The following is a 14,466-nucleotide window of genomic DNA, read 5'->3' on the forward strand; positions in this document are numbered from 1 at the left end:
GTTGCAAGTTATTGATTAAAGGAATAAATATTGTACACCCCTCATTGGGGCACGATCTGCACATCCACGCTCATCGACTCCAGGCCGCCGCCGCGCCGCACGCCGCGCACCGGCGCCGCCGCCTCGTAGTCGCGCCCGATGGCCAGGCGGCAATACGCGTCCGTCATCAGGCGCGCATGGGTCACGTCGATGCTGACCCAGCCGCTGTAGTCGCGGTCCTCGGCCCAGGCGTCCACCCAGGCGTGGCTGGCCGCGTGGTCGCTGGTTTCCGGGTCGATGTAGCCGGACACATAGCGCGCCGGTATCCCGTGCGCGTGGCAGCAAGCCAGAAACAGGTGGGCGTGGTCCTGGCACACGCCTTCGCCGAGCGCGAGCGCGTCGCTGGCCGTGGTGGTGACGGCGGTCGCACCGCTTTGATACCGGACCGCACCAAAGATGTGCTCGGCCAGGCACATCAAGTCCCTGGTCTGGGCCTTGCCGTCCGGCAGGCAGGAGGCCGCCAGTTCCAGGATGCCCGGCGTCTGCTCCGTCAGCCGCGTCGACACCGTGTAGATCAGCGGCGACAGGCTGTCGCCGTTGGGAATGCGGCCCTGTTTCGGGCTGCTGGTCTCGACCACGCCGCCGGCCACGATGGCCAGCCCCTGGTGCGGCAAATTCATCGTCATCATGTGCGACAGGTTGCCGTAGGCGTCGGTATAACCATGCACATGGCCGGGCATGGCGATATGCCAGGACAGCACGTGTTGCTGCGCCTCCACGCGCGGCGTCAGGTGCAGCTGCTGGATGGTGTAGGCCAGCGGCGTGCTGTAGGTGTAGCGGGTTTCGTGACGTATCGTCAGTTGCATAACAGGGCCTCGTGTCGTCAAGCCGCCAGCGGCACCAGGAAATCGCGGCTGACGCGATTGCCCAATTGATAGATGTCCGACAGGAAGCCTGTCAGGGTGTCGTGCAGGCCGGCCGCGAGGATGTCGTCGATCTTGCCGAACTGGAGCTCGGCGTGCAGCTTGCCGGCGCAGCGTTCGGTATCGGCGGAGACATCGTTGCGCACCTCGCGCAGGTTCTGCACCACCTCGTCCATGCAGGCCAGCAGCGAGCGCGGCATGTCCGCGCGCAGCATCAGCAGCTCGGCGATGCGCGCCGGGGTGATAACGTCGCGATACACCTTGCGGTAAATCTCGAAGCCGGATACCGAACGCAGCAACGCGCCCCAGTAGTAGAAGTCGCGCTGCGTCATGGCCTCGCCGGTGCTGTCGGCACTGCCGCCGCCGTGGAACTTTACGTCGAGGATGCGGGCGGTGTTGTCGGCGCGCTCCAGGAAGGTGCCCAGGCGGATGAAATGCACGGCCTCGTCGCGCAACATGGTGCCGACGGTGACGCCGCGCGACAGGTGGGAGCGGAACTTGACCCATTCGAAGAACTTGCTGGGATCGGTTTCCAGCAGATCGCTGTTCAAGCGCTTCTGCATGTCCAGCCAGGTCTGGTTCTGGATTTCCCACACCTCCGTGGTCAGCGTGCCGCGCACCGCGCGGGCGTTCTCGCGCGCCTCGGTCAGGCAGGCCACGATGGACGAGGGATTGTCCGGATCGCGCACCATGAAATCGATGACGGCGCGCGCCTCCAGCGTATCGTACTTGCGGTCGAAGGCGGACTGCAGCTCGGAGATGCCGAGCATGGCCCGCCAGCCCTGAAGGTTTTCCTCGTCGGACTGCGGCAGCATCGACGTTTGCACATTGACGTCCAGCATGCGGGCAGTGTTTTCGGCGCGCTCGGTGTAGCGCGCCATCCAGAACAGATGATCGGCGGTGCGGCTTAACATGGGGGTCTCCTTAGCGTTCCAAAATCCAGGTATCCTTGGTGCCGCCGCCTTGCGACGAGTTCACCACCAGCGAGCCTTCCTGCAGCGCCACGCGGGTCAGGCCGCCCGGCACCATGGAAATGGTCTTGCCCGACAGTACAAAGGGGCGCAAGTCGATATGGCGCGGCGCGATGCCGTTCTCGACGTAGGTAGGGCAGGCCGACAACGCCAGCGTCGGCTGGGCGATGTAGCCGTGCGGCCGGGCCAGCAGGCGCTGGCGGAAGTCTTCGATCTGCTGCTTGCTCGAAGCCGGCCCGACCAGCATGCCGTAGCCGCCCGCGCCGTGCACTTCCTTCACCACCAGCTCCGGCAGATGGGCCAGCGTGTAGGCCAGATCCTCTTGCTTGCGGCATTGGTAGGTCGGCACATTGTTCAGCACTGGCTCCTCGGACAGGTAGAACTTGATCATGTCCGGCACGAACGGGTAGATCGACTTGTCGTCCGCCACGCCGGTGCCGATGGCGTTGGCCAGCGTGACGCGGCCTGCGCGATACACCGACAGCAACCCCGGCACGCCCAGCGAGGAATCCGGCCGGAACGCCAGCGGATCGAGGAAATCGTCGTCCAGCCGGCGATAAATCACGTCCACCCGCTTGGGGCCGCGCGTGGTGCGCATGAACACGGTGTTATCGCTGACAAACAAGTCCTTGCCCTCGACCAGCTCCACGCCCATCTGCTGCGCCAGGAAGGCGTGTTCGAAGTAGGCCGAGTTGTACATGCCCGGCGTCATCACCACCACGGTCGGGTCGTTGATGCCCATGGGCGCGACGGAGCGCAGGTTATCGAGCAGCAAATCGGGATAGTGGTCGACCGGGGCGATCTTGTTGCGGGCGAACAGTTCGGGGAACAGCCGCATCATCATCTTGCGGTCTTCCAGCATGTAGGAAACGCCGGACGGCACCCGCAGATTATCCTCCAGCACGTAGAACTCGCCCTGGCCGGCGCGCACGATGTCGACTCCGGCGATGTGGGCATAGATGTCCGACGCCACCTTGATGCCCTGCATCTCCGGCCGGTACTGCGCGTTCCGGTAGATCTGCTCGGCGGGGATGATGCCCGCCTTGATGATGTTCTGGTCGTGATAGATATCGTGGATGAACATGTTCAGCGCGCGCACGCGTTGCACCAGCCCGGTCTGTAGCTGCTTCCACTCGGCCGCCGGAATGATGCGCGGTATCGTATCGAAGGGGATCAGGCGTTCGGTGCCGGCATCGTCGCCATAGACGGCGAAGGTGATGCCGACCCGGCGGAAGGTCAGGTCGGCCTCGGCGCGCTTGCGCTCGATGGTCTCGGCCGGTTGGCGCTGCAGCCAGCCGCAAAACTCGCGGTAGTGTTCGCGGACCTCGGCGCTGGCGTGATGGGCCAGGCCGTCGGCGGTCATTTCGTTGAAGAAGTTAGCCATGTCGGACATTCCCTGTTGAACACGTTTAACTTCTATCAAGAAACGTGCCAGAGGAAATGCCCTATCCTGGTGCGTTATTCCTTCAGGGCTTGCAGGCGCAGGCGCTCGACCTCGCCGCTGTCGCGCATCTTCTTGAGCACGGCGGACAGGCGCAGGGCCAGCTTTTCATGCTTTTTATTGAGGTAGGCGTAGACGGGTTTGCGCTCCAGCGTGCCGGCCTGGTGGATGCCGGAATGCCTGAACTCTGCGCTTTCCAGCAGGGAATCGACCACCTCGACGTTATCGATGTACACGTCGGTACGGCCGATGGACAGCTTGCGCAAGCCCATTTCGCTGCTGTGTACCGCCGTATAGCCGCCCTGAGGCAACACCTCGGCCAGCCGTTGCTGTACCACCAGATAGCCGAAGCGGTACTCGACCCGGTAGCTGCTGCCGCGCAGCGACTCCCAGCCGTTGTCCAGATGGAGCGTAGGTGTGCGGGCATAGGCCGCGGTGGTCGACGACAACGGCGCCTCCGGTACCCGCATCAGCACAGATTGCAGGTCGCCGTATTCATAGGCGCGCGTCAGTTCGCCGTCGATGTTGCCGGCGATCGCCTCCACGCTGGCGCGCGCGGCAGGAAAGCTGCGGATCTCCAGCTCCACGCCCAACTGCTGGAACGCTTCCGTGTAGATCAGCCGCAACCAGCGGGCGGCATAGCTGTTGTTCTGCTCCAGTATGCTTGCCATGACGATGCGTGCAGTCTCACCGCCGGCCTCAGCCTGGCCGGCCGCCAGACCCGCCAGCAACATTACGGTAATGACGCGCCTGCACCGCATATACGCCCCTGTCAGCTATCGACCGATGGGGCAGTATAACTTGTTATTTGGCCAGGTCGATCTGCCAGAAGCCGCTGCTGGTCTCGGTCTTGCGGGCGGCCATGGCCGGCGGCAGGCTGACGTTGAGCGCCGCCATGCGGGCCGGGTCGACCATCACCGTCGGTGTTTCCTGGCGCAGGATGGGCATCACGTCCGGCTTGGTGTGGCGCTGCAGGATCTTGGCGGCCTGGTTGCCGGCCAGCCGGCCGACCTGGGTGAAGTCGGCGCCTACGTACAGCGCCGCACCGGGTACGCGCACCATCGCCAGCGTCACCACCGGCACCTTGTTCTCGATGCCGAATTCGCCCAGGTCGATGGCCGCCTCGTAGCGGTGCAGGCCGTAGTAGGTGTCCAGCGGCACGGCGAACATCTCGACGCCGCGGCCGGCGCTGTACAGTTCCTTCAGCGACGGCGCGATGTGGTCGGTCTTGTTCACCAGCCGGGCGCTGACATCCAGGCCCAGCGGCTTGCCGTTGCGGGTCGCCGCCGCCACGTTGGCGACGCCGTTCTCGTCGTCGGTGTGCACCATGCCGATGCGGTGCACATTGGGGAACACATCCTTGACCAGTTTCAGCGAGTCCGACATGTCGGTGTACAAGGTGGAGCCGGTCACGCCTTCGCCGGCGTCGACCAGCGACACGCAGCCGGCATCCTCGGGATTGGCCACCGCCGTGAACACCAGCGGAATATGCGCGTCGGCCAGCATGCCGCGCGCATACTTGGTGGCCGGCGTACCGATGGTCAGCACCAGGTCCGGCTTGGCGTTGACGATGCGGCCGGTCTCCTGGCGGATGCGCAGCAGCACGCCCAGCTTGCTCCAGAAGCCGCCTTTCTCGACATCGAAATCGATGGCCACGCGGTTGATGCTCAGGTTCTTGCCGGCCACCAGGCCGCTGGTTTGCAGCGATTTGAGGAAACCGTTGTAGGCTTCCTGATAGGGTTCGATGTCCGTCACCTGCAGCACTTCGACCTTGAAGACGCGGGTATCGTCCATGGTTTCCGGCGGCAGCGGTTCAAATGCGAGGGAGTTGCCGGCACACAGGGCCAGCGCGAGCAGGGGAATGGCGAGGGATTTTTGCATGGTGGGTCTAATTGCTGTCGATGCAATAATTAGACCAGAGATGCCCGTCAGGCATGCCCGCTTTCGCATGCCTTGACGAGCCAATGTGCGCGTTCTGTGGGCCAGTTGCTACAGGTTGCCACTGCCGCTGCCGGGATTGGAACGGCTGCCGCTGTAGCCCGGGTCGCTTTGCAGGTTGCCGCTGCTGCTGCCCATCACGCTGCCGCTGGCGGTGCGGGCGCCCGGCACGTTCTGCTGGGTGCCGTAGAAGTCGTGGATCTGGGTGCTGAACTCGGTGCTGGCCATGTCCGGCCAGTTGTCCTTGTTGAAGCCGGGCGCGTTTTTCAGGTGGTCCTTGGATACATCCAGCAGGAAACGCTTGTTGACGGTGTCCAGTTGCAGCGCCTGCCACGGCACGGCGAACAGCTTGTCGCCCATGCCCAGCCAGCCGCCGAAGGACAGCACCGCATAGGCCACCTGGCCCTGGCGCATGTCCAGCATGATTTCCTTGATGTCGCCCAGGTCTTCGTCCTGGTGGTTGTAGACGTCTTCACCGATCAGCGTGTCGGCGCCCATCAGGCGCGGGCCGGGGCCGCTGTTGTCGGAGGTGTCGCTGTAAATGCCATACGTATCGCGGTCTAGATAGCTCATGGTGGTCTCCAGATGGTGAGTTTGGTCCCGCGTTCGATAACGCGGTGACAAGGCTCATCATGCTTGGAGCGCTGCCGTACAGGTATAGGTGCGCGTGCGGTGTCGGTGTAGGACAGTGCTGAGTTCCTGGGGAACCAAACTCAGACAGCCACGGCCGCCGGGGACACCACGCGGTTGCGGCCTTCGCGCTTGGCCTGATAGAGCGCGCTGTCGCTGCGTTCGATCCACGCGTCATGCGAGCTTTCCTCCGCATCAAACAGCGCGATGCCCACGCTGACCGTGAAGTGGAAGGGGCCATGCTCGCTCGGCACCGGGATGGCCGCCACGCTGGTGCGCAGCCGTTCGGCAAAGGTGTAGGCGCCTTCGGCATCGGCTTGCGGCAGGATGATGAGGAACTCTTCGCCGCCATACCGGCAGGCGCTGTCGATCTCGCGTGACAGGGCGCGGATCTCCGACGCCAGGATGCGGATCGCCTCGTCGCCGGTCGGATGGCCGTGGCGGTCGTTGATCTGCTTGAAATGGTCGATGTCTATCATCACCAGCGCCGCCTGCAGGCCCAGCCGCTGGGCCCGCTGCCATTCCGAAGCGATACGTTCGTCCGCCACGCGGCGGTTGTGCAGGCCGGTCAGGCTGTCGGTGCCGGCCAGCAGGTACAGCCGCTGGTTGGCATGGCGCAGGTCGCTCAGCAGCTTGTTGGTCAGCGTCTGCCAGTGGATGAACATGTGGTAGCCGAAGAAGGCGATGAACACGATAATCAGCGCGAACACCCAATAGAAAGCCCAGGTCGTGTCCCGCGCCACGTCCAGCGAGCGCGCCAACGCCGCAGGAATGCCGGCCGCCTGCACTTGCAGCAGATTGTCGGCCAGTTTCAGCGTGACGAAACCGTAGACCAGCACGCCGATGGCGACACAGCCCAGCAGCCGCAGCACCGAGCCGCGCGGATCGGCGCCGGCATCGACCAGCAATTGCGGCCGCGCGTGCTGCCAGCGCTCCAGGCGCGGCCACAATACGGCCATCACCGGCGCACTGAGGAACACGCTTTGCAGGAAGGCGCCCAGCCACCAGCCTTGCCAGATCGGCAGCAGGGCGGTCGAATCGATGCGATTGGTGTAGCACCAGACCAGCGCACCGCTGGAACTGAAGATGGCGGCCACGAATGAAAGCTGCACGTAGAACAGCATCGCGCCGATACTGGTCAGGTTGCGGCTGATGGCGATCGCCCGGTAGCCCAGGCCCATGACGGCGAAACCAAGCGGATTGGCCGCGCTGAACATCAGCGCCCACGGCAACGGCATGCCGCCGTACAGGGACAGCGTCAGGGTCGCAAGGTAGGCGGGAATCGCGCCCCACCACCAGCCGCAGGTCAGCGTCCACAGCAGGCAGATCACCAGCGGCGGATAGACGGTGATGTACAGCTCAGCCCCGCCAAGCTGTACCGGCAGGCCCGACCACTTGTAGATCACCGAAGCCAGCCCCAGCCCGATACTGGCGGCCAGCGACGCCAGCCACAATGCCGTAATGGACAGCTTCTCGCGCCGATCGCCGTGACGGAACAACCGCCGTATCGACACCGCGCGCGCCATCTGTGGGAGGTCAATGGACGGCTGGGTGTTTCTCATGGGGAAATCCTAGTTGCATACAGGATTGTACCGCGAGGAAATGTCCAGCCGCTACGTTTGACCGGAGATAGCAGCTTTCTGTCGCAAAATGGACGGAAAAGCGCGTTGCGGGCAGTCATTCCGCTCGCAAACCTTACATCCGTTGCCAATCGGCGTGGCGACATCGGGATTGGCCAGATCCAGACCCTTGGCATACACCATGCGATGCGCCTGGCTGATATCGCAGCCAAGGGCGATGGCAAAGGACTTGCCCGGCGCCATGAATCCGGCCGGGCCGCTGCTGACCTGGCGCGCGATCCACAAATGCGTGCTGCCGTCCGGCATGCGGGCGACCTGGCGCAGCACCTGGCCGGGCAGACTGAAGGCCTCATACACCACCCACAGCGGACAAGTGCCGCCCGCGCGGGAAAAGTGGAAAGCCGCCGCCGACTGCCGTTTGGAGATATTGCCGGCCCGGTCCACGCGCACGAAGAACACCGGCAAGCCCGCAAACCCCGGCCGCTGCATCGTGCTCAGCCGATGGCAAACCGCCTCGAAGCCCACGCCGAACTGTCCGGCCAGCAGCTCGATATCGTAGGCGCAGGCCTCGGCCGCCTGTAGAAAACGCCGGTAGGGCAGGCGCACAGCCCCGGCGAAATAGTTGGACAGGGCCAGCCGGGCGCCGTCGCGCGTGGCGTCGCTGGAAAACGACGCGGCCTGCACCAGCGACTCGATCACGCCCGGCAGTTCCAGCAAGCCTAGCTGAGCCGCCATTTGAAACGCCCGCTGGCTTTCGCTGATCGTATCGGGCAGCCACAGCAGTTTTTGAACGGCGTCGTAGCGGCGCCGCGCCAGCGCTGGGCCTGATTGATGCGAAGCCAGCACCGTCACGCCGTGCCGCTCCGCCAGCCGTTGCTGCAAGGCAGCCGCGCTGGCGTCGACGATCAGCTCGGCTGCCTGGTCCAGTTCGTCGATATAGTTCTGCCGCTGGTTCAGATAATCGCGTACTTCCTCGTCCACCGAGGGCGGCGCCACGCTGATGCCGCGGTTGCCGTCGTCAAACTGCGATTCCAGCGCCGCCGCCCGCTCGGCAGCCATGCGGTAGCGGCTTTGCATCTGCACGACGGCGCGCGCCACGCCCGGCATGTTTTCCACCAGCGTCTTCAGCTCGGCCAGCGAGGTATCGGCATCGGGCAACTCGCTGAAGGCATCGCGCAGGTCGGCCACCAGCCCGGCGCTGTCGTGCTCCGAGAAAATCTGCGGGTCGACGCCCAGCACCGCGCCTACGCGCAACAGGATGGACACGGTCAATGGCCGCTGGTTGCGCTCGATCTGGTTCAGATAGCTCGGCGAAATGTCGAGCATCTTGGCCAGCGCGGCCTGGGTCAGCTTGCGTTCCTCGCGCAGGCGTTGCAAGCGCACGCCCATGAATACTTTAGACATCTTCGCAACCTTCGCAATTTTGCGGCAAAGACTTCGCAATTCCTCGCATTTTTACGTCTTTACTCACGTTTTCAATAAGCGAATAATGCAAATAATTAGCAAAATAAGCAAGCTTACGATAAACCAAGAGGAGACCGACGATGACACAAGCTATTCCTACCGTACCCCTGCTGATCAATGGCGAATGGGTAGAATCCCGCACCACCGTATGGCGCGACGTCGTCAATCCGGCCACCCAGGAAGTGCTGGCACGCGTGCCTTTCGCCACCGCCGAGGAAGTCGCCCAGGCGGTCTCCGCCGGCCAGCGCGCCTTCAAAACCTGGCGCAAGACGCCGATCGGCGCCCGCGCCCGCATCTTCCTCAAATACCAGCAGCTGATCCGCGAAAATATGGGCGACCTGGCCGCCACGCTGACCGCCGAACAGGGCAAGACTCTGCTGGACGCCGAAGGCGACGTCTTCCGCGGCCTGGAAGTGGTCGAACACGCCGCCAACATCGGCACCCTGCAAATGGGCGAGTTCGCGCAGAACGTGGCCGGCGGCGTCGACACCTACAGCGTGCTGCAACCGCTGGGCGTGTGCGCCGGCATCACCCCGTTCAACTTCCCGGCGATGATACCGCTGTGGATGTTCCCGATGGCCATCGCCTGCGGCAACACCTTCGTGTTGAAACCGTCCGAGCAAGACCCGCTGGTGACGGTCAAGCTGGTCAAGCTGGCGCTGGAAGCCGGCGTACCGGCCGGCGTGCTGAACGTGGTGCACGGCGGCGAGGACGTGGTCAACGCCCTGTGCGACCATCCCGATATCCGCGCTGTCTCCTTCGTCGGCTCCAGCCACGTGGGCAAGCATGTGTACCAGCGCGCAACGCTGGCCGGCAAACGCGCCCAATGCATGATGGGCGCCAAGAACCACGCCGTGGTACTGCCGGACGCCAACAAGGAACAAACCCTGAACCAGCTGCTGGGCGCAGGCTTCGGCGCCGCCGGCCAGCGCTGCATGGCGGCTTCGGTCGCGGTGCTGGTGGGCGAGGCCCGCGCCTGGCTGCCGGAGCTGGTGGAAAAAGCCGCCGCGCTGTCGGTCGGCGCCGGCAAGGACAATCCCGACCTGGGTCCGGTCATCTCCTGCGCCGCCAAGGAACGCGTGCTGGCGCTGGTGGCCAAGGGCCTGGAGCAGGGCGCCACGCTGGCGCTGGACGGCCGCAACGTCCAGGTCGACGGCTACCCGAAAGGCAACTTCATCGCACCAACCATCCTGTCCGGCGTCAAGCCAGGCATGGCGGTGTACGACCAGGAGATCTTTGGCCCCGTGCTGATCGTGGTCGAGGCCGACACGCTGGACGAGGCCATCGCCTTGGTCAATTCCAACCCCAACGGCAACGGCACCGCGCTGTTCACGCAAAGCGGCGCGGCAGCTCGCAAGTTCCAGGAAGACATCGATGTCGGCCAGGTCGGCATCAACGTGCCGATTCCGGTGCCAGTCCCGCTGTTCAGCTTTACCGGCTCGCGCGGCTCCAAGCTGGGCGACCTGGGCCCGTACGGCAAGCAGGTGGTGCTGTTCTACACCCAGACCCAGACCATCACCCAGCGCTGGTTCGCGGATGCGGCGTCGGTCGGTCAGGTCAACACCACCATCAGCCTGAAGTAACGATCATGGACTTCGCGCTCAACGAAGAGCAGCGGGCATTCCAGCAGGCGGCGCGCGAGTTTGCCGAGGGCGAACTCACCCCCAACGCCGCCCGCTGGGACGCCGACGGCTACTTCTGCCGCGACGCACTCGCCAAGGCCGGCGAGCTGGGCTTCTGCGGCCTGTACACGCCGCAGCACCTGGGCGGGCTGGGCCTGTCGCGGCTGGAGGCAGCCATCATCTTCGAGGAACTGGCCGCAGGCTGCACCTCCACCACCGCCTACCTGTCCATCCACAACATGGCGACCTGGATGGTGGCGCGCTGGGGCAGCCAGGCCCTGTGCGAGCAATGGGTGCCGCGTTTGGCAAGCGGCCAGGCGCTGGCCAGCTACTGCCTGACCGAAGCCCAAGCCGGTTCGGACGCAGCCTCGCTGCGCACCCGCGCCGAACGCCAGGGCGAACGTTACGTGCTCAACGGCAGCAAGGCCTTCATCTCCGGCGCCGGCAGCACCGACCTGCTGGTGGTGATGGCGCGCACCGGCATCGATGGCGCGTCCGGCATCTCCGCCTTCGCGATCCCGGCCGACACGCCGGGTATCAGCTTCGGCAAGAACGAAGAGAAGATGGGCTGGAAAAGCCAGCCCACCTGCGCCATCCACTTCGACAACGTCGTCGTCCCGGCCGCCAACCTGCTGGGCGAGGAAGGCCAGGGCTTTGCGATTGCGATGAAGGGACTGGACGGCGGCCGCATCAACATCGCCGCCTGTTCGGTCGGCACGGCGCAGGCGGCACTGGCACGGGCGGGCAGCCACATCAAGGAGCGCATCCAGTTCGGTCGCGAGCTGGCGCAGTTCCAGGCCTTGCAGTTCAAGCTGGCCGACATGGTGACGGAACTGGTGGCCGCGCGCCAGATGGTGCGGCTGGCCGCGTGGAAGCTGGATCAGGAAAGCCCGGACGCCAGCGTCTACTGCGCCATGGCGAAACGGTTTGCCACCGACGCCGGCTTCACCGTCGCCAACGATGCGCTGCAACTGCACGGCGGCTACGGCTACATCCGCGAGTATCCGCTGGAGCGCCACGTGCGCGACACGCGGGTGCATCAAATTCTTGAAGGTACCAACGAAATCATGCGTCTCATCGTCGGCAGGGCTATCCTGCGCGAGGGCGCCACGGAGAACATCAAATGAACAAAACCTACGCAAATCTGCAAGTGGAACGGCGCCAGCACACGGCCGTGGTCACGCTCGACAACCCGCCAGCCCACACCTGGACGCTGGACAGCCTGTCAGCCCTGGCCGAACTGGTGGCCGACCTGAACAACGAGCGCGATATCTACGCGCTGGTCATCACCGGCGGCGGCGCCAAGTTCTTCTCGGCCGGCGCCGACCTGAAACTGTTTGCCGACGGCGACAAGGCCGTGGCCCGCGCCATGGCGCAACGCTTTGGCGCCGCGTTCGAAGCGCTGTCCGGTTTCCGTGGCGTCAGCATTGCCGCCATCAACGGCTACGCCATGGGCGGCGGCCTGGAGTGCGCGCTGGCCTGCGACATCCGCATCGCCGAAGAGCACGCGCAGATGGCTTTGCCGGAAGCGGCGGTCGGCCTGCTGCCATGCGCCGGCGGCTCGCAACTGCTGTCGTGGCTGGTTGGCGAAGGCTGGGCCAAGCGCATGATCTTGTGTGGCGAGCGTATCGATGCACAGCGCGCCTTGTCCATCGGACTGGTTGAAGAAGTCGTCGCCAGCGGCACCGCGCTGGACGCGGCGCTGGCCCTGGCTGAAAAATCATGGCGCCAGAGCCCGAGCAGCGTCACCGCTTGCAAGGCGCTGATTCAGGGCGCGCGCAGCCTGCCGCCGCAGCACATGCTGCCGCAGGAACGCGAGCGCTTCGTCGACCTGTTCGACACCCAGGACCAGAAAGAGGGCGTGCAAGCCTTCCTCGAAAAACGTACCGCACGGTGGTCCAATGCGTGAATCGGCCAACCAGGACTACGCACCAGCCGTGCTGGTTGAAACCCGCGAAGCCGTCGGCATCATCACGCTGAACGCGCCGGGCTCGCTGCACGCGCTGACGCTGAACATGATACGCATGGTCTACCAGGCCTTGCAGGACTGGGCCGCGAACGACGCGATCGCCTGCGTGGTGCTGCAATCGAGCACCGACAAGGCCTTCTGCGCCGGCGGCGACGTGCGCACGCTGCGCAACGCCATCCTGGCCGAGCCCAGCGCCATGCCCAATCTGCTGGCGCAGTCCTTCTTCAGCGAGGAATACCGGCTCGACCACCTGATCCACACCTATCCGAAACCTGTGGTGGTGTGGGGCGGCGGCATCGTCATGGGCGGCGGACTGGGCTTGCTGGCGGGCGCCAGCCACCGCGTCGTCACGCCGACCACGCGCATCGCCATGCCGGAAATTACTATCGGCCTGTTCCCGGATGTGGGCGGCAGCTGGTTCCTGCCGCGCATGCCGGGCCGCAGCGGCCTGTTCCTCGGCCTGACCGGCGCCGCGCTGAACGCGCATGACGCGCTGTTCACCGGCCTCGGCGATTACTTCCTGCCGCAGGAACAACGCGAGGCAAGCATCGCCGCGCTGGCCGCTGCCGAATGGCAGGGCGACGCCGGCGCCGTGGTGGACCGCGTGCTGCGCTCGCTGAGCCTGGCCACTGACGCGCTGCCGGTATCGGAAGTGCGCCAGAACTGGGATACCATCAACACGCTGACCGCCGGTCGCGAGCTGGGGGAAGTGGTGGCCGCCATCACAGCTTATCAGGGCGATGTGGTCTGGTTGCAGCGTGCTGCGGCCTCGTTGGCGAAGGGCGCGCCGTCGTCGGCGGCGCTGGTGTGGGAGCTGCAAAAACGCAGTCGCCACCTGAGCCTGGCGGACGTGTTCAGGATGGAACTGGTGGTCGCCCTGCAATGCTGCGCTCACCCGGACTTCCCGGAAGGCGTGCGCGCACTGCTGGTGGACAAGGACAACGCCCCGCAATGGTCGCCGCGCACGCTGGACGCGGCCATCGCCGCTGTGGATGAATTTTTCCAGGCTCCCGGCCCGCAGCATCCGCTGGCCGATCTGAACTAAAACAAGGAGACTATATGCATATCGCTTTTATCGGACTGGGCAATATGGGCGCGCCGATGGCGCACAACCTGCTGCGTGCTGGCCGTACCGTGTCGGTCTTCGACTTGTCGGCGTCGGCCATGGAGAGCCTGCACAGTGCCGGCGCCCGCGCCGCATCGTCGGCGCTGGCCGCGGTGCGCGAGGCGGACGTGGTCGTTACCATGCTGCCAGCTGACCGCCACGTCCGTGAGCTGTATTTGGGCGAGCAGGGCATCCTGGCGCACGCCACCGGCAATGCGCTGTTCATCGATTGCAGCACCATCGCCGCCGATGCCGCGCGCGAAGTGGCGGCCGCCGCAGCCGAGCGTGGCCTGGCGATGATCGATGCGCCGGTCTCGGGCGGCACCGCCGGCGCCGCAGCGGGCACGCTGACCTTCATCGTCGGCGGCGAGACTGCCGCATTGGAGCGCGCCCGTCCGGTATTGGAACAGATGGGCAAGAACATCTTCCACGCGGGCGGTCCCGGCGCCGGGCAGGTCGCCAAGATCTGCAACAACATGCTGCTGGGGATACTGATGGCGGGCACTTCGGAAGCGTTGAACCTGGGCGTTGCCCATGGTCTCGATCCGAAAGTGCTGTCGGAGATCATGGCCAAAAGCTCGGGCCGCAACTGGGCGCTGGAGTTGTACAACCCCTGGCCCGGCGTGATGGACAATGTGCCGGCCTCGCGCGACTATGTGGGCGGCTTCGGCAGCTCGTTGATGCTGAAGGATCTGGGCCTGGCGCAGCAAGCCGCGCAATCGGCGCAGGCGGCCACGCCGCTGGGCAGCCTGGCGCGGCAGCTGTATCAACTGCACACGCAGCAGGGACATGGGCAGCAGGACTTCTCCAGCATCCTGCGCTTGTTTCAGCAGAAGTCCTGATC

Annotated in this window: 13 protein-coding genes; 5 read left to right on the forward strand and 8 right to left on the reverse strand. The window is 65.0% G+C overall.

Translation table 11 applies throughout. The annotated features are described in order from the left end of the window. Nucleotides 1–41 precede the first annotated feature (41 nt). From GEV02_RS02440 to GEV02_RS02475, 8 genes are all read right to left on the reverse strand, one after another. Complete coding sequence (locus tag GEV02_RS02440; protein ID WP_152836338.1) at nt 42–845, reverse strand: transglutaminase family protein; 804 nt, start codon at nt 843–845, stop codon at nt 42–44. 17 nt (nt 846–862) lie between these two features. Beyond that, nucleotides 863–1,816: an alpha-E domain-containing protein gene (locus GEV02_RS02445; protein WP_152836339.1), complete on the reverse strand. Its 954-nt coding sequence runs from the start codon at nt 1,814–1,816 to the stop codon at nt 863–865. A gap of 10 nt (nt 1,817–1,826) precedes the next feature. Beyond that, nucleotides 1,827–3,257, reverse strand: coding sequence for a circularly permuted type 2 ATP-grasp protein (locus GEV02_RS02450; RefSeq protein WP_152836340.1), 1,431 nt, complete (start codon nt 3,255–3,257; stop codon nt 1,827–1,829). Nucleotides 3,258–3,331: 74 nt separating this feature from the next. Then, nucleotides 3,332–4,048: a type 2 periplasmic-binding domain-containing protein gene (locus GEV02_RS02455; RefSeq protein WP_152836341.1), complete on the reverse strand. Its 717-nt coding sequence runs from the start codon at nt 4,046–4,048 to the stop codon at nt 3,332–3,334. A 70-nt stretch (nt 4,049–4,118) separates the two neighbouring features. Continuing rightward, on the reverse strand, nt 4,119–5,195 hold the full coding sequence (locus tag GEV02_RS02460) for an ABC transporter substrate-binding protein (RefSeq protein WP_152836342.1): 1,077 nt from the start codon (nt 5,193–5,195) through the stop codon (nt 4,119–4,121). A gap of 108 nt (nt 5,196–5,303) precedes the next feature. Then, nucleotides 5,304–5,825 (reverse strand): PRC-barrel domain-containing protein, encoded by a 522-nt coding sequence (locus GEV02_RS02465; protein ID WP_152836343.1) that lies wholly within the window; start codon nt 5,823–5,825, stop codon nt 5,304–5,306. 140 nt (nt 5,826–5,965) lie between these two features. Beyond that, nucleotides 5,966–7,444: a sensor domain-containing diguanylate cyclase gene (locus tag GEV02_RS02470; RefSeq protein ID WP_152836344.1), complete on the reverse strand. Its 1,479-nt coding sequence runs from the start codon at nt 7,442–7,444 to the stop codon at nt 5,966–5,968. A gap of 51 nt (nt 7,445–7,495) precedes the next feature. Next, complete coding sequence (locus tag GEV02_RS02475; RefSeq protein WP_152836345.1) at nt 7,496–8,866, reverse strand: short-chain fatty acyl-CoA regulator family protein; 1,371 nt, start codon at nt 8,864–8,866, stop codon at nt 7,496–7,498. 140 nt (nt 8,867–9,006) lie between these two features. Between GEV02_RS02475 and GEV02_RS02480 the strand changes: the two genes are divergently transcribed. Genes GEV02_RS02480 through mmsB form a run of 5 tightly spaced genes read left to right on the forward strand, consistent with a single transcriptional unit; the run spans nt 9,007 to nt 14,464 of the window. Beyond that, on the forward strand, nt 9,007–10,509 hold the full coding sequence (locus GEV02_RS02480; protein WP_152836346.1) for a CoA-acylating methylmalonate-semialdehyde dehydrogenase: 1,503 nt from the start codon (nt 9,007–9,009) through the stop codon (nt 10,507–10,509). A 5-nt stretch (nt 10,510–10,514) separates the two neighbouring features. Continuing rightward, on the forward strand, nt 10,515–11,675 hold the full coding sequence (locus tag GEV02_RS02485; protein ID WP_152836347.1) for an acyl-CoA dehydrogenase family protein: 1,161 nt from the start codon (nt 10,515–10,517) through the stop codon (nt 11,673–11,675). Then, nucleotides 11,672–12,457 carry an enoyl-CoA hydratase gene (locus GEV02_RS02490; RefSeq protein WP_152836348.1) on the forward strand — a complete coding sequence of 262 codons (786 nt, stop codon included), beginning with the start codon at nt 11,672–11,674 and terminating at the stop codon, nt 12,455–12,457. The genes GEV02_RS02485 and GEV02_RS02490 overlap by 4 nt, the downstream gene beginning before the upstream one ends. Further along, nucleotides 12,450–13,562: an enoyl-CoA hydratase/isomerase family protein gene (locus tag GEV02_RS02495; RefSeq protein ID WP_152836349.1), complete on the forward strand. Its 1,113-nt coding sequence runs from the start codon at nt 12,450–12,452 to the stop codon at nt 13,560–13,562. The genes GEV02_RS02490 and GEV02_RS02495 overlap by 8 nt, the downstream gene beginning before the upstream one ends. A 14-nt stretch (nt 13,563–13,576) precedes the next feature. Further along, nucleotides 13,577–14,464: a 3-hydroxyisobutyrate dehydrogenase gene (gene mmsB / locus GEV02_RS02500; RefSeq protein WP_152836350.1), complete on the forward strand. Its 888-nt coding sequence runs from the start codon at nt 13,577–13,579 to the stop codon at nt 14,462–14,464. The last annotated feature ends 2 nt before the right edge of the window (nt 14,465–14,466 follow it).

This window comes from Rugamonas aquatica (assembly GCF_009380215.1).
GTDB classification, from domain to species: domain Bacteria; phylum Pseudomonadota; class Gammaproteobacteria; order Burkholderiales; family Burkholderiaceae_D; genus Rugamonas; species Rugamonas aquatica_B.

What these genes read in the sequence shown, in the direction of transcription:
- GEV02_RS02475 (WP_152836345.1), bottom strand. Translation starts at nt 8,866, where the DNA reads ATGTCTAAAGTATTCATGGGCGTGCGCTTGCAACGCCTGCGCGAGGAA.
- GEV02_RS02495 (WP_152836349.1), top strand. Translation starts at nt 12,450, where the DNA reads ATGCGTGAATCGGCCAACCAGGACTACGCACCAGCCGTGCTGGTTGAA.
- GEV02_RS02485 (WP_152836347.1), top strand. Translation starts at nt 10,515, where the DNA reads ATGGACTTCGCGCTCAACGAAGAGCAGCGGGCATTCCAGCAGGCGGCG.
- GEV02_RS02490 (WP_152836348.1), top strand. Translation starts at nt 11,672, where the DNA reads ATGAACAAAACCTACGCAAATCTGCAAGTGGAACGGCGCCAGCACACG.
- GEV02_RS02480 (WP_152836346.1), top strand. Translation starts at nt 9,007, where the DNA reads ATGACACAAGCTATTCCTACCGTACCCCTGCTGATCAATGGCGAATGG.
- GEV02_RS02450 (WP_152836340.1), bottom strand. Translation starts at nt 3,257, where the DNA reads ATGGCTAACTTCTTCAACGAAATGACCGCCGACGGCCTGGCCCATCAC.
- GEV02_RS02445 (WP_152836339.1), bottom strand. Translation starts at nt 1,816, where the DNA reads ATGTTAAGCCGCACCGCCGATCATCTGTTCTGGATGGCGCGCTACACC.
- GEV02_RS02470 (WP_152836344.1), bottom strand. Translation starts at nt 7,444, where the DNA reads ATGAGAAACACCCAGCCGTCCATTGACCTCCCACAGATGGCGCGCGCG.
- GEV02_RS02465 (WP_152836343.1), bottom strand. Translation starts at nt 5,825, where the DNA reads ATGAGCTATCTAGACCGCGATACGTATGGCATTTACAGCGACACCTCC.
- mmsB (WP_152836350.1), top strand. Translation starts at nt 13,577, where the DNA reads ATGCATATCGCTTTTATCGGACTGGGCAATATGGGCGCGCCGATGGCG.
- GEV02_RS02455 (WP_152836341.1), bottom strand. Translation starts at nt 4,048, where the DNA reads ATGTTGCTGGCGGGTCTGGCGGCCGGCCAGGCTGAGGCCGGCGGTGAG.
- GEV02_RS02460 (WP_152836342.1), bottom strand. Translation starts at nt 5,195, where the DNA reads ATGCAAAAATCCCTCGCCATTCCCCTGCTCGCGCTGGCCCTGTGTGCC.
- GEV02_RS02440 (WP_152836338.1), bottom strand. Translation starts at nt 845, where the DNA reads ATGCAACTGACGATACGTCACGAAACCCGCTACACCTACAGCACGCCG.